Genomic DNA, 22547 nt, shown 5'->3' on the forward strand with positions numbered 1-22547 from the left:
CGGCTGCCCGCCGTAACCTGCAAGTCAATTCGGTTTAATACGGTAACCGATTGATAAGACTTACCGATTTTCTGAAGTTCAAGCGTGCTCATAAGCCTGCCGTACGTTGAGATTGGGAATAAAGAAGCCAGGTTAGCGGCAGGGACAGCAGCACCATCAGCAGTGCATAAGGTGATGCTGCAACATAGTCAATTTCGCTGGTCAGTGCCCAGAAGCCTGTCGCCAGCGTTCGTGTCCCATTCGGTGCCAGTAACAGGGTGGCGGTCAACTCATTGGAGATGGCAAGGAACACTAACGCGGCACCCGCAGCGGCACTGGGTGCCGCAAGGCGCATGGTGGTGCTCCATATCGCCTGGGTCGGCGTTTTGCCCAGACTGCGTGCCACGTTTTCCAACTCGACTGGCGCTTGCGCTATACCGGCGCGTAAACTGATTAAGGCGCGCGGTGTAAACATTAATAAATAGGCCAGTAAAATAGTAAATTCAGTTTGATACAGTGGACGAGCAACGCGGATGGTAATGGTGACCAAGGCCAGTGCAACCACGATACCGGGCAATGAACTGGTGACATAATTACACCCCTCCATTAGACGGTGCAATCGCCCCGGATAGCGCACCGATAACCAGGCCATAGGTATGGCACATAACGTGATAATCACCGCACCGCTGAGTGCTAATGCCAGCGTTTGTTTCAAGGCGGGTAGCAGCTCAGGGTTCAGCCACGCATCAAATCCACCAATATAGAGCCAGCGGGTGAGGGTGATAAACGGCACACCAAGCGAGAGCGCGGTGAGCGTCAATGGCAACAACAAGCACAGTAATGTGGCCGTCGTCCCCATGGAATAAGCGGTTTGGCTTCTTGCGCTACCGGAACCGACTCGCGCATAGCGGTTATAGCCGCGGCTGGTGGCCTCGAGTAACAATAGCCCGAGGCAGAGCAGCGCCAGCACGCCAGCCAGCATATTGGCCGCCGGGCCATTAAATGAGGATTGGAACTGATCAAAAATCGCGGTGGTAAAGGTATCGAAACGGATCATGGCATACAGCCCATATTCCGCCAACAAATGTAATGCGATCAGTATTGAACCACCCCAAATAGCCAATTTTAACTGGGGTAAGACTACGCGAAAAAACACCGCAGTGGGGGGGCTGCCCAGTGAGGCGGCGGCGTCTTCCAGGCCGGGGTCAAGACGGCGTAATACCGCCGATGCCGGTAGATAAATAAAGGGAAAGTACGCAATAACCGAGATAAATACGCCAGCAGCCAGCCCGTGCATTGCTGGCACCAGGCTGATCCACGCATAACTTTGCACAAAAGCAGGCACCGCCAATGGGGCAATAGCCAGCAGTGACCAAACTCGTCTACCGGGTAGGGTGGTGCGCTCGGTAAGCCATGCCAGAGCGACGCCAAAAATGGCACAAAGAGGTAAGGTGAAAACCACCAATAGCGCGGTGTTGATCAGTAATTCACCGACGCGGGGGCGAAAAACCAGGGCTTTGACCGTTGGCCAGCCGGTATCAATAGCGATAGCTACCACAAACCCCAGCGGCAGCAGGGATAGCAGCGACAGCATAATCGCAATAGTGACAATACCAGAGCTTGGGCGGCGGCTATACTGCCGTGGTGCTGTCTTATTGAGTAAGACCGATGCAACATCGGTACTGATATTGGCCATAATTATTAAAGCACTCGGCGTGTTAACTGCCTGTCAATTCAATGAAATAACAGGCTAAAAATGCAATCTGTGCTACAGCAGGCCAGCTTCGGTCATCAACTCAACCACTTTCTTGCTGTTAAGTTTAGAGGGTTCGACTTTCGGCGCTTGCAGGTCTTGCAAGGGGACTAAGGTAGGATTCGACGCGGCATCGACGCCGACGGCATATTCAAATGCATTATTGGTACGCAAGATATCTTGCCCGGATTTGCTGGTTATCCATTTTACGAATTCTTGTGCTTGTTGCGGGTGCTTACTGGAAGCCAGAACACCGCCGCCAGAGATACTCACAAATGCGCCCGGATCCTGATGTTTGAAGTAATGTAGCTGAGTTTTACCACTGTTCTCGCCGGTTTTAGCCTGATCAACAAAACGGTAATAGTGATAGATAACCCCGCCATCGATTTGACCCGCATTGACGGCTTTCATTACTGTGCTATTGCCTTTATAGGCGGTAGCGTTGGTTTTCATGGCTTTTAACCACTCTAACGTGGCTTTCTCGCCTTTAAGTTCCAACATGGCACTGACAATTGCCTGGAAGTCGGCACCGGATGGTGAGGCAGCCCAGCGGCCTTTCCACTCAGGTTTTGCCAGATCCATAATGGATTTAGGCAATTCGGTTTCACTGATTTTCTCCGGATTATAGACAAATACTGTGCTGCGGGCGGCAATGCCGGTCCAGCGACCATGTTCAGGACGATATTCTTTAGCCACCTGAGCCTGGGTTGCGGCATCCAGTGGTGCGAACAGTTTTGCGTTATCAACCAACACCATTGCCGGAGAGTTCTCGGTCAGGAAAACGTCGGCGGGTGATGCGCTGCCTTCCTGAATCAGTTGATTGCCTAACTCGCTGTCTCCGCCATTGCGCAGGGTCACTTTGATACCGGTATCTTTGGTAAAACCGTCAACCCAGGATTTCACCAGATTTTCGTGCTGAGCATTATAAACCACGATGCCTTCATCATTTGATGCCGCATTGACAGAAAACGCCAACATCATGGAAGACGCCAGTAGAGCAACCGGACCGAGAGAGGGGAAACGTAACTTCATAGCGACATCCTTTTAAAAAGTCAGAGAAGAAAACGAAATTGTCAGACAATAGCAAAACACAATAATTGTATAGAAAGACATTAACAATGATAGTAAAAATCATTCGCGTTATTTGCTACAAAATATTTCATATTTAACACTGTCATCTCTGATTGATAAATAGCGGTAATGTGATCGCCGCCAGTCAATAGATTTACTGTTCACCTCATTTTCTTTATGCCGCGCGAGGGGTACACCGCATTTTCTTATTTGTTCTCGACAGACAATGACTTAACATAGCTATCACTTTTTTGCATGGTTTATGGATATTCGATGCGTTACTTGGCTGCCATTCTTCCCTTACTTACTTTGCTCTCAGCCTGTAGTAGCAAGCCGACGCCTCCTGTTGCTGCCACGCCGTCAGATAGCTTGATACAAAGTGGTTTTTTACTTGAACCACAACATGTGGGCCACCTGCAAAACGGCGATTTTGCCTATAATGCCGACACCGCCCGTTTTGTTGACAAAATGGTGCGTGAGCATGGTTTTGAGCGTCAGCAATTACATGATGTATTAGCTCAAACCCAGAAGTTGGATTGGGTAATTCGCCTGATGGATAAACAAGCGCCCTCGGCAGGTCGCCCCTCAGGGCCAAATGGGGCCTGGAACCGCTATCGCAAACAGTTTATTACCCCTGATAATGTGCAAAATGGCGTGAATTTCTGGAACCAGCACCAAGAGGCTTTGCAGCGTGCTTATGAAATTTACGGGGTACCGCCGGAGATTATCGTCGGTATCATTGGGGTTGAGACTCGTTGGGGCAGGGTGATGGGTAAAACCCGTATCATTGATGCGTTGGCGACACTCTCCTTCGCTTATCCGCGCCGTGCCGAGTATTTTTCCGGCGAGCTGGAAACCTTCCTGTTGATGGCTCGTGCTGAAGGTAATGATCCGCTCAGTTTACGGGGTTCCTATGCCGGAGCTATGGGTTATGGTCAATTTATGCCATCGTCATTTAAGAGTTATGCTGTTGATTTTAATGGTAACGGCCATGTCAATTTATGGGACCCGGTTGATGCGATCGGCAGTGTTGCTAATTACTTCAAATCTCACGGTTGGACCAAAGGCGCAGCAGTCGCGGTGCCCGCTAGCGGGCAAGCGCCGAATCTTGACAATGGCTTTAAGACCCAATACCCGGTTTCAACGTTGGCGGCGGCGGGGCTTAGCCCGATGGGATCGCTCGGCGATCACCAGCAAGCCAGCTTGCTGCGCCTTGACGTCGGCACGGGTTATCAATATTGGTACGGTTTACCCAACTTCTACACCATCACCCGTTACAACCACAGCACCCATTACGCCATGGCCGTATGGCAGTTAGGGGAAGCAGTGAGCCGGGCGCGTTCAATACAGTGAACCAACGGCACGTTTCCCCTTTATTTGACTGTTGAAGCACGAAAAGGGCTACATTTTACGCTGCAGCCCTTTTCTATATCGCAGTTTTTGCTCATCACAGCAGATGTGAAATATCATCCGGATGGACTGACGGCGGTGATTTACGCCAGCCGCGTGTCAGCCATAGCAGATAGATAAAGCCCGCCAGTAACCACAGCAAACCCACCTCGAGCGCACGCTGTTCAAGATGAAACCACAGCCATACCGACATCACAAACCCCATTATCGGTAGCAGCCCATACTTAAACATAGCGGCCTTACCGCGACGTTTCTCATTGATAATGAAGTGCTTTATTACACTCAAGTTTACGAAAGTAAACGCACCCAGAGCGCCAAAACTGATCATCGATACCACTAAGTTCAGGTCAAGGAACAGTGCCAACAACGAAATGGTCGCCACGAACAAAATTGCCCGCCACGGGGTGTGGAACTTGCGATGCAGATGGAAGAACACTTTGCGTGGCAGTACACCTTCACGACCCATGGCATAGAAAATACGTGACACGCTGGTTTGCGCGGACATCGCCGAGGCATAAACACCGGTCAGGTACGTGGCCATAAAGAAGTTATACATCCACTTGCCGCCAACATGCGCTGAGATAATCAGACTGGCGGTATCCTGATGCGGAATTAATGATTGCCAGTCAGGGTAAGCCAAATGGGCGGCATAGGAAACGGCGATAAAGATGACACCAGCGCTGATCACGGTAAACAGAATGGCGCGTGGCAAGGTGCGTTTAGCGTCGTGTGCCTCTTCGGCCATAGTGGCAATGGCATCAAAACCGAGGAACGCCAGACAAAGCACCGCGGCCCCGGACAGCAAGCCAGACAAATCACCGGCATTCACCAGTAGTGGCTTCATTAACGCAGCCGGACTTAAATCTGCCTGACTGAAAGAAAGAGCAATAAATAACACGATAAAAACCATCTGTGCCGCTATCAGCGAGAAATTCACCGAGGTGAGCAAACGCACGCCCAGTATATTGAGTAGACTGACGCTGACGATAGAGGCAATGATAAATACCGGAGCAGGGATGGCCGGAAATGCCTCGTGCAAGAAAATACCTAAAACCAAATAATTAAGGATCGGCAGGAACAGATAATCCAAAATTTGTGCCCAACCCACCAGAAAACCGGTTTTTCCGCCAAAACTGCGCTGAACATAGGAATAGGCGGAACCCGATAACGGCATGGCGTTGGTCATCCGGCAATAACTGAGGGCGGTAAACAGAATGGTGGCAACAGTCACCAGATAGGCAATGGGCAGATGCCCCTGACTTAGTACGGTCACCTGTCCATAGGTTGTAAATACGCCCAATGGCACCATGTAGGCAAGCCCGAAAGCGACCAGCGCGGGGGTTTTAAGCACTCTGCGCAACTGAATATTTTGTGGCATTACCGTATCATCTCCTGGTGAGAACGAGCACCGTGACGCTGCATTTTTAGGCAGCGGTAGAACATAAGGGAGCGGATTTTGACATAAGGGGAGCGGCAACGCCAATGAGTTCCTGTTTGCCTGACATTGCCACATTGTTAGCCGCGCTAATCCCCCCTGTTTCACTGAGCTGTTTCAGTGAAACAGGGGGATTAACGGCGGCTTATCTGTTCTGATAAACCACATTACCGCCAATAAGCGTGCATTCAACCTGAGTTTGATAAATCGTTTCGGGTGGCTGCTCAAACAGGTTATTTTTTAAAATAATGATATCGGCAAATTTGCCTGCTTCCAGCGAGCCAATATAATGCTCTTTGGCAATCATATAAGCGGCATCAATAGTGGCCGATCGCAATGTCTCAATCAACGTGAGATCCCGATCATTATCCAGGCGCGGGCCAGCCGGATTGCCGTCGGGATCCCATGCGCGCCGGGTCATCCCCACTTGCAGGTTGTACCATTCATCCAAGCGGTCAATCGGCCAGTCACTACCATAAGCGATACGCGCACCGGCATCCAGAAAGCGGGCCGCTGGCTCCATATGTTGGAAGCGAGTCTCACCCAGCATCTCGCGCTCTTCATCAATTAGCACACCCGGCAAGCCAGCCCATTGGAATGAGAGCACCGCGGTGGCGTCCAGTTTGGCAAAACGGTTATATTGATGGGCGGCAACCAGTTCGTTGTGCGCCAATCCTGGCCGGATATCTTTGCCCGGCAATGCTGCCCGCATCTGTTCTACCGCATCCAGCACCATCTCGATAGCCCCATCCCCCACGGTGTGGGTATGTGGATGAAGGCCGGCACGGGCGCATTCCAGAATTATTGCATTGACCATCGGCGCAGTAAAATAGAGGTCACCGTAGTGCGTGGTATTTTGCCCGTTTGGCTGCGCCGCCGTGCCCTGATTTGCCCGATATGGCTCCAGCAGTGCGGCCGTCATGGTGGGTGGCTGTAACACGCCATCAATAAACAGTTTCAGATGATCGACGGCAAAGCCCGGTGCCGGTGTCCATTCGTGGCTTCCCCATTGGCGGCCAAACTCGACCACTTCCTGTACCACTCGGGCGGCATCCTCTGGGCTTTGTAGGCTATCCGGTGTCACTTCTTTGGCACCCAGCACTCGCAGGGTAAGCTCATTACGCTCATACAACTGGCGGAAAGCCAGCAACTGTTCAGCAAAAACACGGGTATCCATCACGGTAGTGACACCCTGCGCATTCAGCACTTGCTGTACATGGGCGGCAATCTGCACATTCTTTTCCGGCGTGGCGGACGGAATACTGTCAAAGGCCCGCATCGCTGGGGCATCTTCTAAAATGCCGGTCAGTCTACCGCTCGCATCGCGGGCAATTTTGCCATCGGGCGGTACTGGCGTGTTTTCATCGATACCCAGTAGTTCCAACGCGCGGCTGTTGGCCGCCAGCGTGTGGCAGTCATTTGAGAAGAGGGCAACCGGGCGGCGGGTATTGAGTGAATCCAGCGCTGTTCGGCTCATATCAGCCCCTGCCGGCGTCATTGCCTGCCGCTGCCAGGCGCGGACGGTCAGCCAGTCATTTTCACCGTCAAAAGGGGAGCTATCGAGATGCTGCTGGATGATCGCCAGTATTTGCTCAACACTCAGCGCAGCATAATGGAGGTTACAGCCGATCAGTTGTTTGCCACCCCAGAACGGATGCATATGGCTGTCGATAAGGCCGGGCATCATAAATTTACCCGCCAAATCGATCAGTTGGGTTTTTGCTGTGGCGAATTTCTGTTTAATGTCGTCACCGCCGGTGGCCAGAATATAGCCCTGACCTATCGCGATAGCACTGCAAACGGTGTTATTCACATCTGCCGTGTAAATGGTGCCGTTGTAATAAATCACATCGGCTACAGGAGTCTGTTGAGTCATTTTATGCACTTATAGAAAATAAAAGTATCAGGTATCTATTATAGTCGGTGATACCCACGGTTAATTTTGGCTCGTCTTTTTTAACGACTTTGTTTTCAACTATTTTGTTTTCAACAAGTCGTTTGCCATCATAGCCGCCAGATGGCGGAGTATCTCTGCCTGTGAAAAACCTAATTCTGTAAATTGGATCAGCCCATCCAGACCACAAACCAGCCCAATCAATCGCCAAGCAATATCACTGGAATTAATATCTGAGCGAAACTCATGACTGACTATGCCGGCATTGATGACATCCACAGTGGTGCGGTGCCAGTCCGACATCGAGGCCGCATAGACTTGTTTAATGAGGTCATCCCGTTCGGCCAGTAGCGAGACTTCATTCCACAGCCGGGTTTCCCTTTGGCCTGCTTCATCTTGTGGATAACCTAACACCTGTTGCACGCGTTCAACGGCGGGTAAATTCTGGCTGTTGATGATAAAAGTGGATAGGGACTGTTTCACTAACCGCAGAAAAGCATCGGCTCGTAGTCGTGAAACTGAGGCGAAATGATGATGAACCTGCCCCACAGCCACACCTGCCTCACTGGCAACACGCCGCACAGTGGTGGCTGTCATGCCCTCGGTTAGCGCGACACGCATTGCTGCCTGCAAAATGGTGTCGTGGCGTTCTTCACGGTGCAAATAGGCCAAAGAGGCTCCTTTATCTGACTCATTAGTATTTTCATCATTATGTGGTGAATTGGACGCCAGTTCAACTTTCCGCTATTATCGGCGTATTGAACAAGTGTTCAACATTCTTATTTGAGCGTTTTGTATGTCTAAAAAGTGGATGATTTTCTACGTTATTATTCTGATGTATCTCCCTGTTTCGATAGATGCAACCGTATTACATGTGGCTGCGCCACGGTTGGGTATTGCTCTGTCTGCCACCGGCAGTGAATTACTGTGGATTATTGATATTTACTCACTGGTCATGGCCTGTCTGTTGCTGCCAATGGGGGCTTTGGGTGACCGTATCGGTTTTAAACGATTGGCGTTACTGGGATCGGTATTGTTCGGCTTGGCATCGCTGGCGGCAGCGCTTGCTCCCTCGGTTGCCGCGCTTATTGCCGCCCGGGCTTTTTTGGCGATCGGTGCCGCAATGATCCTGCCGGCAACCTTGTCTGCTGTGCGTCATATTTTTACCGATGAACGAGAAAGAGCGCTGGCACTGGGGATATGGGTTGCCATCGGTACGACGGGGGCCGCCATGGGGCCGCTGGTTGGCGGATTATTGATGGAATATTTCTACTGGGGATCGGTCTTTCTCATCAATATACCCATTATTATCGCCGTGGTCATCGCCACGCTGGTGGTTATCCCCAGCCAACCGGTGCGGATGGAACAAACATGGAAACTGGCTCCGGCGCTGGTGCTGATTACCGCTATTCTATTGCTGGTCTATGCCGCCAAAACCGGGCTGCGTGGTGGCGGGGATTGGGTTGTCACTTCCCTGGCGGCGCTTAGCGGGGGCGTCATGTTATTTGCATTTGTTCGCCATCAGCTATCAACCCAGGCCCCAATGATAGATTTTCGTCTGATCAGTCAGCGGGTGATAGCCGTGGGTATGGTGATGGCGATGACCGCAATGATAACGCTGGTCGGTTTTGAATTATTGCTGACACAGGAATTACAGTTTGTATTAGGTAAAAGTCCGCTCGAGGCGGGCATGTTCCTGATGCCGCTAATGATTGCCAGTGGGGTGAGTGGGCCGATATCCGGTTGGTTGGTGGCTAAATTGGGGCTGCGCACCGTCGCAAGTGCGGGCATTGCGTTGAGTTCATTGAGTTTTCTGGGCTTGGCCTGGACTGACTTTGCCACGGAGGTTTACCTGGCGTGGGGATGGATGGTATTACTCGGCTTCAGTATTGAAGCCTCGTTGCTGGCCTCCACGGCGGCGATTATGAGTGCAGCACCCCCAGAAAAAGCCGGTGCTGCCGGTGCGGTAGAGGGCATGGCTTATGAATTGGGCGCAGGGCTGGGAGTGGCAATATTTGGTCTAATGCTATCGCGAGCCTATACCGCGTCTATTGTGTTGCCGGAAGATTTGCCTGCCAGTTTGGTTGAGCAGGCGAGTGCCTCTATCAGTGAAGCTATCCAGGTGGTCAATAACCTTGGTGGCGATGAACAGTTACTTGCTAGCGCCAGGCTGGCGTTTTCAACCTCGCACAGCTTGGTACTCGGCACCGCCAGTGTGCTGTTGATTCTGCTGGCGGCGGTGGTTTGGTACGCTATGCCGGGGAAAACAGAGTCACAATGGGTAAAAGCCTAATGCGGCCACGCTGTTTATTCACCTCCAGATTGAAATCTGAATAATCAAACTGCCTTTATTCTGATTAGTCATTACTCTTACTAAAGGGTGTGATATACCTATTTGAGGTAGTGACTTGGCTTTCGGTATGTTGTCGATATCAGAGCCACATTCAAATAAAGAGTAAGGCTTTCTCCATGACAGAGCGGCAGTCTACGGCACAACTCGATATCGATCGTTCAGCTCAGCCGGTCCGAATCTCGGCAAAAGGGGATTGGGTATTAGCGCATTACCGCGTTCTGGAGCCGGAAGTGATGCAATTGCAGGCGAATCTGCCCAGCCCAGTGGTATTTGATCTTAACCAACTGGGGGCCTTGGATACCGCCGGTGCAACGTTGTTAGTCCTCCTTCTTGGTGCGGAACGTGTCGGTAATCTACAAGAACTTGCGCCAAAACTCCCAGAAGAACGCCGAGTTTTACTGGCAACGGTCAGCCAGGTTCTGCCCGACTTAGATCCTGAACCCTCAGAAAAACCGCCGCGATTTTGGCGTGAGATATTGGCTAATATAGGCCGCTCGGTCGATAATTTCTGGCAAGACTTCAAATCATTACTGGGCTTTATCGGTCTGACACTTGAGGCTTTGCTGGGCACCCTCTTTCGTCCCTCTCGCTGGCGAATGACCTCGTTGATTGCCAATATCCAACAGATTGGCCTCAATGCTGTCCCGATCATTATGCTGCTGACTTTTCTGGTTGGGGCGGTGATAGCCTTTCTTGGTGCCACGGTACTGACTACCTTTGGTGCGGGTATTTTTACTGTCGATTTAGTGGTGTTTTCTTTTCTGCGTGAATTTGCCGTATTGCTTACCGCGATCCTGATGGCGGGGCGTACCGCCAGTGCCTTTACTGCGGAAATCGGTCTGATGAAAGCCAACGAGGAAATTGACGCTATCCAAACGCTGGGTTTGAACCCAGTCGAACTGTTGGTGCTGCCTCGGGTATTAGCGTTATTAATTTCGCTGCCAATGTTGACGTTTATCGGCATGGTTTGCGGTATTTTCGGTGGCATGATGGTGTGCGCTTTAACGCTGGATATCTCGCCGACCATGTTCTTATCGATTATGCAAAACAGTAATGGTTTGCAGCATTTTCTGGTGGGGATCAGCAAGGCTCCTATTTTTGCTTTCCTGATTGCCATTATTGGTTGTCTGGAAGGGTTCAAAGTCAGCGGCAGTGCTGAATCTGTGGGCGTTCATACCACCACCAGTGTGGTGCATTCGATCTTTGTCGTTATTCTGCTCGATGCCATTGCGGCGCTATTTTTCATGGAGATGGGATGGTGAGCCAAATGACACAAGGTGCAATCATTCAAATCCGCAACCTGGTTAATTGCTTTGGTACCCAGTGCGTGCATCAGGGGCTAAATCTTGATGTTCAGCGCGGCGAGGTTCTCGGCGTTGTCGGGGGGTCGGGTACCGGTAAATCTGTTCTGCTGCGCAGTATTGTCGGATTACGCCGCCCGACAGCCGGAGAGATCCATGTCTTTGGTCAGGATTTAATGACACTTTCGGGTAAACCTCGTTCCATGGTGGAACGCCGATTTGGCGTATTATTTCAACGTGGCGCATTATTCAGTTCTCTGACCGTGACTGAAAATGTGGCGTTACCGTTAATCGAAAATGGTGGGTTACCGCGGGCAGAGGCTGAGCGTCTGGCGCAGGTTAAATTGGCATTGGCAGGGCTACCGCCGGGAGCGGGCAGTAAGTATCCGGCAGCGCTGTCAGGTGGCATGGTGAAACGTGTTGCTTTAGCCCGCGCGCTAGCCCTTGATCCGGATATTCTGTTTCTGGATGAGCCGACTGCGGGCCTTGACCCTATTGGTGCTGCGGCGTTTGACAGTTTGATCCGTACCTTGCGTGACGCACTTAATCTTACGGTGTTTTTGGTGACTCACGATCTGGATACGCTCTATACCCTTTGTGATCGTGTTGCGGTACTTTCGCAGAAGAAAGTGCTGGTGGTTGATACGTTAGATAAAGTTGCGGCGACGGATGATACCTGGATCCAGGCGTATTTTCATGGTCCACGTGGCCGGGCTGCTTATCAGGCGGCGACAATTAATAGTAGAGAGAGGTTGTAATATGGAAACCCGTGCTCATCATGTTGTCATTGGTTTGTTCACTCTCATTGTGGTCAGCGCCGCGCTGCTATTCTGCCTGTGGCTGACAAGCTCTGGTTCGAATCGCCAGTTCAAGCTATATGATATCGTCTTCAACGAACCGGTGAGTGGTTTGTCGCAAGGCAGTACCGTGCAATACAGTGGGATTAGGGTCGGTGAAGTGACTCAATTGCGTTTAGACCGAGACAACCCCAATAAAGTTTGGGCGCGTATCCGCGTGTCTGCGTCCACGCCGATACGCCAAGATACCCAAGCCCGCCTGACGGTTGCCGGTATTACTGGCACCTCAAATATTCAGTTCAGCGGCAGCAGCCAATCAAGCCCGTTGCTGGAGAGTAAAGATGGCGAGATCCCCGTCATTGTTGCCACCCCTTCGCCGATGAGTCAGTTACTGGCTAACGGTGAGAATTTCATGACCAACGCCAATGACGTCTTGATGCGCCTGAACCAACTATTAGCACCGGATAATCAGCAGCGCCTGGTAGCGACGCTGGATAATCTGGCCTTGATCACCCAAACCGTGGCGGATCAACGTGGTGATATCCGGACCATGTTGCAGCAACTGGCGCAGGCCAGCAAACAGGCCAATGAGACTCTGGCACAAACTAATCGTCTGCTGCGTAATGCCAACGGGTTAATGGATGGGCAGGGGAAACAACTGGTCAGTGATGCCGCGAAGACCATGGCATCGTTGCAAAATACCAGTGTGATCCTCAATAAATTAGTGAATGAAAATAAAACAGCACTGAATAACGGGATGCAAGGGATGAATGAGCTGGGGCCGGCTGTCGATGAGCTGCGCAGAACATTAGCGACATTACGTGCTGCCGTTTCTCGTTTGGAAGAAAACCCAGCAGCCTTGCTGCGTGGCCGTGAAAGAACACAGGAGTTTACGCCTTAATGGTCTCTCTTAATGTAATGCGTTATGCCAGCCGCCGTGTGGGGGTCTTGATGATCTCCACGTTGGCGATGGTGCTGTCTGCCTGCACTATTTTACCCAGTGCGCCGGTATCACAGGTTTATCTTCTACCGATGCCGTCAACGACGAAGGCATCCGGTGCGCAGACCGTTAATTGGTCACTGCGAGTTTCTCAACCGGCGACCAGCCAGTTCCTGAACAGCTCACGTATTGCGGTGCAGCCTCAGGGGCAGGAAATTGCGGTCTATAAAAACTCACGCTGGAGTGATCCCGCCCCCATTCTGTTGCGCAATCGCTTGATTCAAGAGTTCCGTAACGATGGCCGTGTCCGCGCGGTCAGCAGCGACGATGATAGCCTTCAGGCCGATGTTGAGTTGAGTGGCGACTTATCCGCGTTCCAAGGGGTCTACAACACCAATAGCAGCACGGTGCTGATCCGCTTTGATGCCCGTTTGGTGAGAATTTCGGATCGTAGAATTATTGCGACACGTCAGTTTGAGATCCGCCAACCGATAAATGGCTCAGAGATGAATGAAGTGATTAAGGCCTTCGGTCTGGCCAGTGATCAGTTAGCTATACAAGTGCTTAATTGGACAATGCAACAGTCGCCACAATAGGGCTGATATCTGTTGTTGTCGCAGATCGACAGGCAACCTATATCAGTCAATTATTTACCCAAGCGAAATTTATTTAAGGCGAGTTTGCAACAGCATACTCGCCTGTTTAATATTAACGTATTTTAGCTATTCTTTAATGCCAATATCTTGACCTGAGGGCAGGTATTTACTGGCAACGGTACTGCTTCTATATTGTGCTTATGTCAGGTTAAGTAAACTCCAACAATTAAACTGATTGAGTAATTGCAGACTTCTGCAAAATAACTGACTGCGGTTAGAGAAATATATTTTATATCAAATAAGTGTTGATTTTATGTTTCATAATGTTTGACTATTGTTCTATGAGTTAAGCAAAAGGGAATAATTATGCTTTGGAAAAATACCAGGGAGCAGTTCGGGCGAATCACTATTGGTATCCATTGGTTGGTGGCATTAACCGTATATGCATTGTTTGCGTTGGGATTATGGATGGTTACCCTAGGCTACTATGATGGTTGGTATCACCAGGCCCCTGAAATACATAAAAGTATCGGGTGTATATTGTTTGCAGTGATGTTATTTAGGGTCATCTGGCGCTTTATTTCACCACCACCGAAGCCCTTAGCAAGCTATAGCCGATTTACTCGGATAAGTGCGATATTGGCGCATCTGGTTTTATATATTGTTCTATTTTGTATTATGTTTAGCGGTTATTTGATCTCGACTGCTGATGGACAACCTATCAATATATTTGGTTGGTTTACCGTACCTGCAACACTGACCGGTTTACCTGATCAGGCTGATACTGCCGGTACTGTGCATCTCTATCTGGCTTGGGCTGTAGTAGTGCTTTCGCTATTACATGGACTGGCCGCGATTAAGCACCACTTTATTGATGGTGATATCACTCTTAAACGGATGCTGGGACGTAGCTCCGATTAACCTATTATATTATGGAGAATGACATATGTTTAATAAGACCCTATTGGGCCTGACTGTGGGCGCACTGATGTTTACCGCAGGTAGCGCCGTAGCCGCCGAATATAAAATCGATAAAGAAGGCCAACATGCCTTTATCGAATTCCGGATTAAACATCTAGGTTATAGTTGGTTATACGGTAGTTTTAACGATTTTGATGGTTCTTTTACGTTTGATGAGAAAAATCCAGCCGCAGATAAAGTCAACGTGGTGATCAACACCAATAGCGTTGATACCAACCACGCTGAGCGTGATAAGCATCTGCGTAGCAAAGATTTTCTAAATGTCAGTAAATTCCCACAAGCGACGTTTGAGTCCACTGAAGTGAAGAAAAATGCGGAGGGTTATTCTGTGGTCGGTAACCTGACATTAAATGGCGTGACTAAACCGGTGACCCTCGAAAGTAAACTGACCGGTCAAGGTAATGACCCGTGGGGCGGCTATCGTGCTGGTTTTGAGGCTAACGGCACTATCAAGTTGAAAGACTTTAATATCACGAAGGATCTCGGCCCGGCGTCACAAGAGGTAGAACTTATTTTGTCAGTTGAAGGTGTTCAAGCTAAATAGTTTTTGGCAACGTTAATACCGCGAATAATCTGATGTAAAGGAGCTTTTGGCTCCTTTTTATCCATTAGTGATTATCTGGCGCGGCCTGACCTAAAAAAGGCCCATCACCGACAGAATCCCTGATAATCAGTTCGGACTGAAATATATTCCCATTGGATAGATACCCACCATCCAGCATTGATATTAATCGGGTGATGACTTCATTTATCATACCGCTGACCGGGTCTTTGATACTGGATAATGATGGACTAAGGAAAGGAGCAAGGGGGATATTATCAAAGCCAATAATAGATATTTCGTCAGGAATTTTTATCCCAGATTCATTTAGTTTTTTAATCGCACCAATTGCCATGTCATCATTGCTGGCGATGATTGCACTAAAAGGTAATGGGTTGGCTAATAGCGATTCAACCGCTGCTGCGCCACTGGTTGGTGTCCATTTCCCTTGAACAATCAGTTGCTCCCAAACGGGCAACGAGAATGCATTCAATGCTGCTTTGTATCCTGAAAGGCGCTCAATAGCGGTCGGTGAATCAAGTGAACCGGTAATAAACGCAATATCCTGATGACCTCGCTCAATGAGATATTTCGTTGCATTATAACTGGCCCCTTTATGATCGCAGAAAATACAGTGACTATTATTTTTTCTAAGTTTTCTGTTTACCACCATAATGGGTTGCTTCGATTTATCAATAATAAGGTCCATATCATCAACGGTTAAGAACCGTGGGTAAATTATGATTGCATCACAACGTAAATCGAGCAGAAACTGGATGGCTTCTTGCTCTTCTTCGGCGCTATGTTTCCCATCCACCAGAACCAATTGACGGCCATTGTTTTCTAATTTCTGTGCCGCCTGAGAAAGTATTTCATTAAAGTAGTTACCATTATAAAGAGTATTGGTCACCACCAAACCGATGCATTCTGATTTATTAGTTGCCAGATTTCTTGCTAATAAATTTGGCCGATATCCAGTCTCTTCAATCGCCTTATCCACCTGATCTTTAGTTGCTTTGCTAACATAGCCTTTGCCTGACAGAACACGTGAAACAGTGGCTTTTGAAACTCCAGCTTTCTTTGCCACTTCTTGCATTGTAGACATTGGCTTTTCCTAAATAGTTGAAAGTCGTCATTCTATACCCTTCGTCCTTGAAATTGCAGGGGTGTTAGCTGCGCTCACCTACCCCCCCCCNCCCGAATCACTTACTTAAGTAAGTGATTCGGGATTTGCTTACTTGCTGCCTACCTGCAATCCCAATGTCTTTGGGTAATCTCTTCGTCCTTGACATTGCAGGGGGTTAGCGGTACTCGTGACTCACCCTCTATGTCGATCACTATCACATAATTGAAATTGTGTTAATTCATCTATTGAATTTAACCTCATATTTTAAGAATCTAATATGTAACCGGTTACCTATCTGCCTGAAAATGACAAAGTGCGATGGTATTTCGGAATAAAAATAATTTATAACTATATGTATATAATAGCTAATTGCGTATTTGTGCCAGTGAGGGGGGGTTGCCTTAAGCCGCAAATAGTTCGCTTAGCTCGGCGAGCGTCATTACGGGGAGTTGTTACTCATGTCAAAGAATTATGCAGCAGTATCACGATCGATAGTCGATGCCATCGGTGGCGCCAATAACATTGCGGCGGTGACCCACTGTATGACGCGTTTACGCTTTGTGCTTAACGATGACGCCGCAGTTGATCTGGCTAAATTGAAGTCTATTACCGGTGTATTGGGCGTGGTGCGCAACGAAAATCAATGCCAGGTCATCATTGGCAATAATGTTTCCTATGTGCATGCAGAGGTTCTCAAATTCCTTCCCGAAGGCGCATCAGCCGACAGTACCGTGCCGCAGAAAAATAAAATCACATTAAAACGTATTGGCGCAGGGATCCTTGATGCACTAATTGGCACAATGTCACCTCTGATACCCGCGATCATCGGTGGCTCAATGGTAAAACTGTTGGCCATGATCCTCGATTTGACCGGTATTGTCGAGAAAGGCTCATCGACACTGATTATCCTCAATATCATTGGTGACGGGGCTTTCTTCTTCCTTCCGGTGATGGTGGCGGCTTCTGCGGCGATAAAATTCAAAACCAACCTGTCGCTGGCTATTGCCATTGCCGGGGTGTTGGTTCACCCATCCTTTATTGATTTGATGGCAAAAGCCGCACAGGGTCAGCAGGTTGAATTTATGGGCTTTTCAGTGACAGCGGTGAAGTACACTTATACCGTGATCCCCGCATTATGTATGACCTGGCTACTGTCTTATATTGAAAAATGGGTCGATCGCATCACACCGGCAGTGACCAAAAACTTCCTCAAACCGATGCTGATTGTGCTGATTTCGGCACCTATCGCTATCATGTTTATTGGGCCTTTGGGTATTTGGATTGGTAGTGGCATCTCTTCTTTGGTGTATACCGTTCATGATCACCTTGGCTGGCTCTCTGTCGCCATTATGGGCGCGCTCTGGCCATTATTGGTGATGACAGGTATGCACCGTGTCTTTACTCCAACGATCATTCAAACCATTGCTGAAACCGGTAAAGAGGCGATGGTAATGCCGTCAGAAATTGGTGCCAACCTGTCTTTGGGTGGCTCCTCACTGGCAGTTGCATGGCGAACCAAAAACCCGGAGTTACGTCAAACGGCACTGGCTGCTGCAGCATCGGCGATCGTGGCCGGTATCTCTGAACCGGCTCTTTACGGGGTTGCATTGCGGCTCAAACGCCCGCTGATCGCCAGCCTGATCAGTGGCTTTATTTGTGGCGGTGTTGCCGGGATTGGCGGATTAGCCAGTCATTCGATGGCTTCCCCTGGCTTGTTCACCAGTGTCCAGTTCTTCGACCCGGCAAATCCAATGAGTATCGTATGGGTGTTTGGCGTCATGATCCTGGCAATAGTGATTTCGTTCATCACGACATTATTGCTGGGTTTTGAGGATATTCCGGTTGAAAACAGTGAAAGTGACAGTACGCATTCTACCGACGCTGTCATGGTGCCGAGTGCAGTAAAAATTAACTAAATAAAGAGGTAATTAATGCCAGCATCAACATTTCCCGACGGTTTCTTATGGGGCGGCGCATTAGCTGCCAACCAGGCCGAAGGTGCTTGCTTTGAAGGTGGTAAAGGGCTGACGACGGTTGATATGATCCCTCACGGACCGCACCGTTTAGCGGTGAAGCTAGGGCAGGAGAAGCGTTTTACCTTAAGAGATGATGAGTTTTATCCCAGCCATCAGGCCATTGATTTTTACCATCGTTACCAAGACGATATCGCGTTAATGGCTGAAATGGGCTTCACGGTATTCCGCACCTCAATCGCCTGGAGCCGGATTTACCCCAATGGCGATGAAATGACACCGAATGCGGAAGGTATCGCTTTTTACCGTGACCTTTTTAATGAATGTAAAAAACACCATATTGAGCCGTTAGTGACGTTGTGCCACTTTGATGTGCCGATGCATCTTGTTACGGAATATGGCTCGTGGCGTAACCGCAAAATGGTCGAGTTCTTCACTCGTTACGCGCGTACCTGTTTTGCAGCATTTGACGGATTAGTGAAGTATTGGCTGACCTTTAACGAAATTAATATTTTGCTCCATAGCCCGTTTTCAGGTGCGGGATTAGTGTTTGAACCCCATGAAAATCAGGAACAAGTAAAGTATCAGGCCGCCCATCATGAGTTGCTCGCCAGCGCACTGGCAACAAAAATTGCCCACGAGGTAAACCCGAATAATCAGGTAGGATGCATGCTGGCAGGGGGGAACTTCTACCCACGAACCTGTAAACCGGAAGATGTCTGGGCCGCACTGGAAAAAGATCGTGAGAACCTGTTTTTTATCGATGTTCAGGCCCGGGGCGCTTATCCCGCCTACACCAAACGTTTGTTTCGGGAGAAAGGCATTTCAGTCGTTACCGAAGCGGGAGACGACGATATTCTCAAACATGTTGTGGATTTCGTCTCCTTTAGCTATTACGCCTCTCGTTGTGCTTCGGCTGATATGAACGAGCATAACAGCAGTGCAGCCAATATCGTGAAATCTCTGAAAAACCCCCATATTCAGGCCAGTGAATGGGGCTGGGGTATTGATCCTCTAGGTTTACGCATCACCATGAACATGATGTACGACCGCTATCAGAAGCCGCTGTTCTTGGTTGAGAATGGGCTGGGTGCCAAAGATGAAATTAACCCACAAGGTGAAATTGAAGACGACTATCGCATTAGTTATTTACGGGAACATATAAAAGCGATGGGGGAGGCCATCGATGATGGTATTCCGGTTATTGGATATACCTCATGGGGTTGTATTGATTTGGTTTCCGCCTCTACCGGTGAAATGAGCAAGCGTTATGGTTTTATCTATGTTGACCGCGATGATCAGGGGCAGGGTTCTTTAGCGCGTAGGAAAAAGAAATCTTTTTATTGGTATAAAAAAGTCATTGCCAGTAACGGTGCTGATTTGAGTTAAATAATAAGCTGGGGATATCGTCTATAGCCGATATCCCCAGTAGGCAGACATTAGTTTTTTTCCTGCTCACTTTCATCAGCCACGGGTTGTGCTTGATCGGGAGTTAACTCTTTTTCGATCGCTGCAACCGCTGTCACTAACGCGGCGTTAATGCGCATAACCTGTTCTGGATTGATATCCGAACGCATCATAGTGCTGCGCAAAATGTGACGTAAGCGGTTCATTGCATCAGAAATGGCTTCTGCCAAATTTCCCTCAGGGCGGCGGTTTACCTGTGCCAGACGAGAGAAAATAACATCGACCATTTGCTGGTTTTGTTTTAATTCAATTTTGCCGGCCTCGGTTATTTGATAGCTTTTTCGGCCATTGCCGGTTGCCACTGGCGTAATAAAATCCTGCTCTTCCAGCAGAGTAAGCGTTGGATAGATAACCCCTGGACTTGGGATGTAAAGCCCTGAGGATGCCTCTTCAATTGCCTTAATCAGCTCATAACCGTGGCTGGGGTTTTTATCAAGCAGCGCCAGCAGCACGACACGTAAATCCCCGTGTTCGAACAGGCGATGCATTTTATCACCACGCCTACGTCTGCCGCCTCTTGCTGCTTCAGCCGCCATAGGGTGGTGACCACCGCGATGCATTCTTTCGCCGCAGCGGTGTTGCCCTTCATGGTGCTCTTCACCATGGTGATACCCACGTCTTGAAAAACCAAACATAATGACTCTCCTTTAGATATATCGAAACGATTTCGATATATCTAATCTAGATCGATATATCGAAATTAGCAAGAGGCTGGATGTAAAAAGATATATCTAAATGACAGGATTACCAACATGGGCGGTAGAGAGGGACCGCCAGCCGGATATCATGTCTATTGAGAGGTTAAGACGAGGGGATCAATAATGGTCTTTGTTTCGAGGGGAATACTGATTAAGCCATCAGTTTTTCTTAACAAACTCAGATTTTAGCTTCATTGGGCCAAAGCCATCAATTTTACAATCGATATTGTGGTCCCCTTCAACCAGACGGATGCTTTTGACTTTGGTGCCGATCTTTAGGGTTGAAGAACTGCCTTTTACTTTTAGGTCCTTAACCACGGTTACTGCGTCACCGTCAGCCAGTAAATTACCATTGGCATCACGGACCACCAAGCCCTCTTCGGCAGTTGCAGCATGGCCACTTTCCGACCACTCATGCCCACATTCCGGGCAATTTAATTGTTCCCCTTCTTGCCATGTATATTCAGAACTGCATTTTGGACAACTTGGTAAAGTCTGCACGCTAACCCCTTAAAATATAATTAAATAAATATAAAAAAGTGACAAATAATGAGCTACTGTAGTGATAAGTGCATATTTTACACTTTTTACCCTGTTAAAGGCTAGTCGGATGGTGTGTCTTGGCTATATCCAACACTCATTAAGGCTATTTTTTGGCGGCAAGTGCGTAGCTGTCGTCAATCCGTAAATAAAGTTCTTCGAGGGAAAGGGAGTGATCGAGGCAGAGCGAAAGCCAGTGTTTTTTATTCATATGGTAAGCGGGAAAGTATCGTATGTTGTCAATGATTCCTGCCACCGTTTCTGGGCTAGCCCGCAGGTTGAGTACATCACAGAACGCTGAATCGTCTACACCCAATTTGGTTTTGGGGATAAGTACCATTACCCCATACCATTTGCCGTTATCCTGTCGCCGCCAGATGGCGTTAGTCGGGAATTTTTCCCACAAAAACTCCAACTCATCGCCGTATTTTGAGCGGATATATTGCATAGTGGCTTGCGCCTGGCTGCTTTTAAATACGTCTGGTGCAAAACACTTGTCGGCTATATCAGCCAATACCTGGCTGTACTCCGTTCGTACCCTGCCTACAAAAGCGCCACAGCTTTCCGGCACAAGATGGAGGACATATTCTTCGTTAGAACCCATATCTGTCAATGTTGTGGCTACTTGCGTAAGGTTCGAAACCGTTACTACCATTTCAAACTGCCCGTTTAACAAACGAGTGGTGTAGCGGTAATCATTCCCGAACGCGGCGAAACCGTAATTGAGCAGGCGTTGCGGGATAGCTTTTTTATTTTTAAACAACTGAAGCATGGCAACCTCGTTGATAATGGTATCTTGGGGAATTTATGTAGAGGCGCTTTCGATAATCAGGCTAAATCCATGCGCCGGATACTGATGTGTCAGCTCTTTTAACCGCAGGGGACGGTGAGCGAGTGTCATGATAAATGCGAATGGTTCAAACCAGATAAAAAAGCCTCTTCTGAGGTTTTAATCATTAGACGTCAAAATCATCAGGGTAAGCTGCTTTAAGTTTTTCCTGCCGTTGTTGGTAACTATCGGGATTTTCCTGATGAGGAAGCTGAACTTTCAAACCACCACCTATCTGATCGGCGATATAGACAGCAGAGCCTACCCTATCGGCAAAAATTGGATCCATAACGTCAAACTCCTTGGCTGCATACATGCCCATAGTCATTTTATGGATCCGGCTTTTATCTTTTTCCTCGCCGGTAATGACGTTATGCAGATAAAGCAACTGCTGAACGATGGAGTTATACATGGGTTCAAGCGTCTCGCCGCCAATAACGTTATATTTATGATGGCGTTTCTGAGCCAGACGCAGTGCCCTATCTACGTAATCTAACGCGGTATCGTTGGTCATTTTTTCGGACTCCATGGGTCCTTTATTGGTACTGAACCATTGTATGCCTCCGCCTTCAGTCTGGAAAGGCGCTTTAGGGACTGACCAGGTATCCAGTGCTGGATTAGCGGTACTGCGTAACATTTGCATCGGCTGTTGTGATTGATAGATTGTCGTCACTTTAGGAACGTTAATATCGGTGCCGCGCAAGTTCCCTTCTGGGTTAATACCCAGTTTGGTGGGTGGAATATTTTTATTTAATAAATACCCATTACCTTACCAATTACCCGGAGCCTGATGCTGGTAAGCAAGCTTACCTTTCATCGACTTCACCGATAAGCTGAATTTGCAGGTTATCCAGTGGGAGCGT

At 48.8% G+C, this 22547-nt stretch carries 20 protein-coding genes and 1 pseudogene; 10 read left to right on the top strand and 11 right to left on the bottom strand.

Annotated elements, in window-relative coordinates; genetic code table 11:
• Nucleotides 1-88: 88 nt before the first annotated feature.
• Both AEP37_RS17370 and AEP37_RS17375 read right to left on the bottom strand, forming a co-directional pair.
• Entirely contained in the window at nt 89-1675 is a 1587-nt protein-coding gene (locus AEP37_RS17370; protein ID WP_049614541.1) for an ABC transporter permease, read from the bottom strand.
• A 72-nt stretch (nt 1676-1747) separates the two neighbouring features.
• The gene (locus tag AEP37_RS17375; protein ID WP_049614542.1) at nt 1748-2764 is read right to left on the bottom strand and encodes an iron ABC transporter substrate-binding protein; all 1017 of its coding nucleotides are present in this window, start codon (nt 2762-2764) and stop codon (nt 1748-1750) included.
• 312 nt (nt 2765-3076) lie between these two features.
• Here AEP37_RS17375 and mltB point away from each other — a divergent pair, with 312 nt between their 5' ends.
• Entirely contained in the window at nt 3077-4156 is a 1080-nt protein-coding gene (mltB, locus tag AEP37_RS17380; protein WP_049614543.1) for a lytic murein transglycosylase B, read from the top strand.
• A gap of 94 nt (nt 4157-4250) precedes the next feature.
• Here the strand turns inward: mltB and AEP37_RS17385 are convergent, their stop codons facing one another.
• The 3 genes from AEP37_RS17385 to AEP37_RS17395 all read right to left on the bottom strand — a co-directional run bounded on the left by AEP37_RS17385 (nt 4251) and on the right by AEP37_RS17395 (nt 8214).
• Nucleotides 4251-5591 (bottom strand): APC family permease, encoded by a 1341-nt coding sequence (locus tag AEP37_RS17385; protein ID WP_049614544.1) that lies wholly within the window; start codon nt 5589-5591, stop codon nt 4251-4253.
• Between the two features lie 202 nt (nt 5592-5793).
• Nucleotides 5794-7524 (bottom strand): amidohydrolase, encoded by a 1731-nt coding sequence (locus tag AEP37_RS17390; protein WP_049614545.1) that lies wholly within the window; start codon nt 7522-7524, stop codon nt 5794-5796.
• 99 nt (nt 7525-7623) lie between these two features.
• On the bottom strand, nt 7624-8214 hold the full coding sequence (locus tag AEP37_RS17395; protein ID WP_049614546.1) for a TetR family transcriptional regulator: 591 nt from the start codon (nt 8212-8214) through the stop codon (nt 7624-7626).
• A gap of 124 nt (nt 8215-8338) precedes the next feature.
• On the opposite strand from AEP37_RS17395, the gene AEP37_RS17400 reads away from it, so the two are divergent.
• The 7 genes from AEP37_RS17400 (at nt 8339) to AEP37_RS17430 (ending at nt 15054) form a co-directional block, all read left to right on the top strand.
• Nucleotides 8339-9835: a SmvA family efflux MFS transporter gene (locus AEP37_RS17400; protein WP_156168646.1), complete on the top strand. Its 1497-nt coding sequence runs from the start codon at nt 8339-8341 to the stop codon at nt 9833-9835.
• Nucleotides 9836-10011: 176 nt separating this feature from the next.
• Nucleotides 10012-11157, top strand: a complete 1146-nt coding sequence (locus AEP37_RS17405; protein WP_049614547.1) for an MlaE family ABC transporter permease — start codon at nt 10012-10014, stop codon at nt 11155-11157.
• Entirely contained in the window at nt 11151-11954 is an 804-nt protein-coding gene (locus AEP37_RS17410; protein WP_049614548.1) for an ABC transporter ATP-binding protein, read from the top strand. Before AEP37_RS17405 ends, AEP37_RS17410 begins: the two co-directional genes overlap by 7 nt.
• Nucleotide 11955: 1 nt before the next feature.
• Nucleotides 11956-12894: an MlaD family protein gene (locus AEP37_RS17415; protein ID WP_049614549.1), complete on the top strand. Its 939-nt coding sequence runs from the start codon at nt 11956-11958 to the stop codon at nt 12892-12894.
• A gap of 17 nt (nt 12895-12911) precedes the next feature.
• Nucleotides 12912-13529, top strand: coding sequence for an ABC-type transport auxiliary lipoprotein family protein (locus tag AEP37_RS17420; RefSeq protein WP_456243160.1), 618 nt, complete (start codon nt 12912-12914; stop codon nt 13527-13529).
• 366 nt (nt 13530-13895) lie between these two features.
• Nucleotides 13896-14450, top strand: coding sequence for a cytochrome b (locus tag AEP37_RS17425; RefSeq protein ID WP_049614551.1), 555 nt, complete (start codon nt 13896-13898; stop codon nt 14448-14450).
• 25 nt (nt 14451-14475) lie between these two features.
• Nucleotides 14476-15054, top strand: coding sequence for a YceI family protein (locus AEP37_RS17430; protein ID WP_049614552.1), 579 nt, complete (start codon nt 14476-14478; stop codon nt 15052-15054).
• A 64-nt stretch (nt 15055-15118) separates the two neighbouring features.
• Here AEP37_RS17430 and AEP37_RS17435 read toward each other — a convergent pair whose 3' ends face one another.
• On the bottom strand, nt 15119-16156 hold the full coding sequence (locus AEP37_RS17435; protein ID WP_049614553.1) for a LacI family DNA-binding transcriptional regulator: 1038 nt from the start codon (nt 16154-16156) through the stop codon (nt 15119-15121).
• 479 nt (nt 16157-16635) lie between these two features.
• Between AEP37_RS17435 and ascF the strand changes: the two genes are divergently transcribed.
• Together ascF and AEP37_RS17445 are read left to right on the top strand one after the other, a co-directional pair.
• The gene (ascF, locus tag AEP37_RS17440; RefSeq protein WP_049614554.1) at nt 16636-18093 is read left to right on the top strand and encodes a PTS cellobiose/arbutin/salicin transporter subunit IIBC; all 1458 of its coding nucleotides are present in this window, start codon (nt 16636-16638) and stop codon (nt 18091-18093) included.
• A 15-nt stretch (nt 18094-18108) separates the two neighbouring features.
• The gene (locus AEP37_RS17445; RefSeq protein ID WP_049614555.1) at nt 18109-19539 is read left to right on the top strand and encodes a 6-phospho-beta-glucosidase; all 1431 of its coding nucleotides are present in this window, start codon (nt 18109-18111) and stop codon (nt 19537-19539) included.
• 50 nt (nt 19540-19589) lie between these two features.
• Here AEP37_RS17445 and AEP37_RS17450 read toward each other — a convergent pair whose 3' ends face one another.
• From AEP37_RS17450 to AEP37_RS27295, 5 genes and pseudogenes are all read right to left on the bottom strand, one after another.
• A complete protein-coding gene (locus tag AEP37_RS17450; protein WP_049614556.1) occupies nt 19590-20252 on the bottom strand; it encodes a PadR family transcriptional regulator in 663 nt (220 codons plus the stop codon).
• Between the two features lie 222 nt (nt 20253-20474).
• Nucleotides 20475-20816 (bottom strand): zinc ribbon domain-containing protein YjdM, encoded by a 342-nt coding sequence (locus AEP37_RS17455; RefSeq protein WP_049614557.1) that lies wholly within the window; start codon nt 20814-20816, stop codon nt 20475-20477.
• Between the two features lie 145 nt (nt 20817-20961).
• The gene (locus tag AEP37_RS17460) at nt 20962-21627 is read right to left on the bottom strand and encodes an MmcQ/YjbR family DNA-binding protein (protein WP_049614558.1); all 666 of its coding nucleotides are present in this window, start codon (nt 21625-21627) and stop codon (nt 20962-20964) included.
• Between the two features lie 184 nt (nt 21628-21811).
• The gene (locus tag AEP37_RS26590) at nt 21812-22198 is read right to left on the bottom strand and encodes an immunity protein Tsi6 family protein (RefSeq protein ID WP_049614563.1); all 387 of its coding nucleotides are present in this window, start codon (nt 22196-22198) and stop codon (nt 21812-21814) included.
• Between the two features lie 78 nt (nt 22199-22276).
• A pseudogene (locus AEP37_RS27295) lies at nt 22277-22426 on the bottom strand (polymorphic toxin type 46 domain-containing protein); the annotation flags it as partial.
• Nucleotides 22427-22547 lie beyond the last annotated feature (121 nt).

The organism is Yersinia pekkanenii, assembly GCF_001152565.1.
Classification (GTDB): domain Bacteria; phylum Pseudomonadota; class Gammaproteobacteria; order Enterobacterales; family Enterobacteriaceae; genus Yersinia; species Yersinia pekkanenii.

Bases quoted from the DNA above. Each gene is read 5' to 3' on its own strand.
- AEP37_RS17410 (WP_049614548.1), top strand. From the start codon at position 11,151: ATGGTGAGCCAAATGACACAAGGTGCAATCATTCAAATCCGCAACCTG.
- AEP37_RS17450 (WP_049614556.1), bottom strand. From the start codon at position 20,252: ATGTTTGGTTTTTCAAGACGTGGGTATCACCATGGTGAAGAGCACCAT.
- AEP37_RS17425 (WP_049614551.1), top strand. From the start codon at position 13,896: ATGCTTTGGAAAAATACCAGGGAGCAGTTCGGGCGAATCACTATTGGT.
- AEP37_RS17420 (WP_456243160.1), top strand. From the start codon at position 12,912: ATGCGTTATGCCAGCCGCCGTGTGGGGGTCTTGATGATCTCCACGTTG.
- AEP37_RS26590 (WP_049614563.1), bottom strand. From the start codon at position 22,198: ATGACCAACGATACCGCGTTAGATTACGTAGATAGGGCACTGCGTCTG.
- AEP37_RS17375 (WP_049614542.1), bottom strand. From the start codon at position 2,764: ATGAAGTTACGTTTCCCCTCTCTCGGTCCGGTTGCTCTACTGGCGTCT.
- AEP37_RS17460 (WP_049614558.1), bottom strand. From the start codon at position 21,627: ATGCTTCAGTTGTTTAAAAATAAAAAAGCTATCCCGCAACGCCTGCTC.
- ascF (WP_049614554.1), top strand. From the start codon at position 16,636: ATGTCAAAGAATTATGCAGCAGTATCACGATCGATAGTCGATGCCATC.
- AEP37_RS17430 (WP_049614552.1), top strand. From the start codon at position 14,476: ATGTTTAATAAGACCCTATTGGGCCTGACTGTGGGCGCACTGATGTTT.
- mltB (WP_049614543.1), top strand. From the start codon at position 3,077: ATGCGTTACTTGGCTGCCATTCTTCCCTTACTTACTTTGCTCTCAGCC.
- AEP37_RS17405 (WP_049614547.1), top strand. From the start codon at position 10,012: ATGACAGAGCGGCAGTCTACGGCACAACTCGATATCGATCGTTCAGCT.
- AEP37_RS17385 (WP_049614544.1), bottom strand. From the start codon at position 5,591: ATGCCACAAAATATTCAGTTGCGCAGAGTGCTTAAAACCCCCGCGCTG.
- AEP37_RS17400 (WP_156168646.1), top strand. From the start codon at position 8,339: ATGTCTAAAAAGTGGATGATTTTCTACGTTATTATTCTGATGTATCTC.
- AEP37_RS17445 (WP_049614555.1), top strand. From the start codon at position 18,109: ATGCCAGCATCAACATTTCCCGACGGTTTCTTATGGGGCGGCGCATTA.
- AEP37_RS17390 (WP_049614545.1), bottom strand. From the start codon at position 7,524: ATGACTCAACAGACTCCTGTAGCCGATGTGATTTATTACAACGGCACC.
- AEP37_RS17415 (WP_049614549.1), top strand. From the start codon at position 11,956: ATGGAAACCCGTGCTCATCATGTTGTCATTGGTTTGTTCACTCTCATT.
- AEP37_RS17370 (WP_049614541.1), bottom strand. From the start codon at position 1,675: ATGGCCAATATCAGTACCGATGTTGCATCGGTCTTACTCAATAAGACA.
- AEP37_RS17435 (WP_049614553.1), bottom strand. From the start codon at position 16,156: ATGTCTACAATGCAAGAAGTGGCAAAGAAAGCTGGAGTTTCAAAAGCC.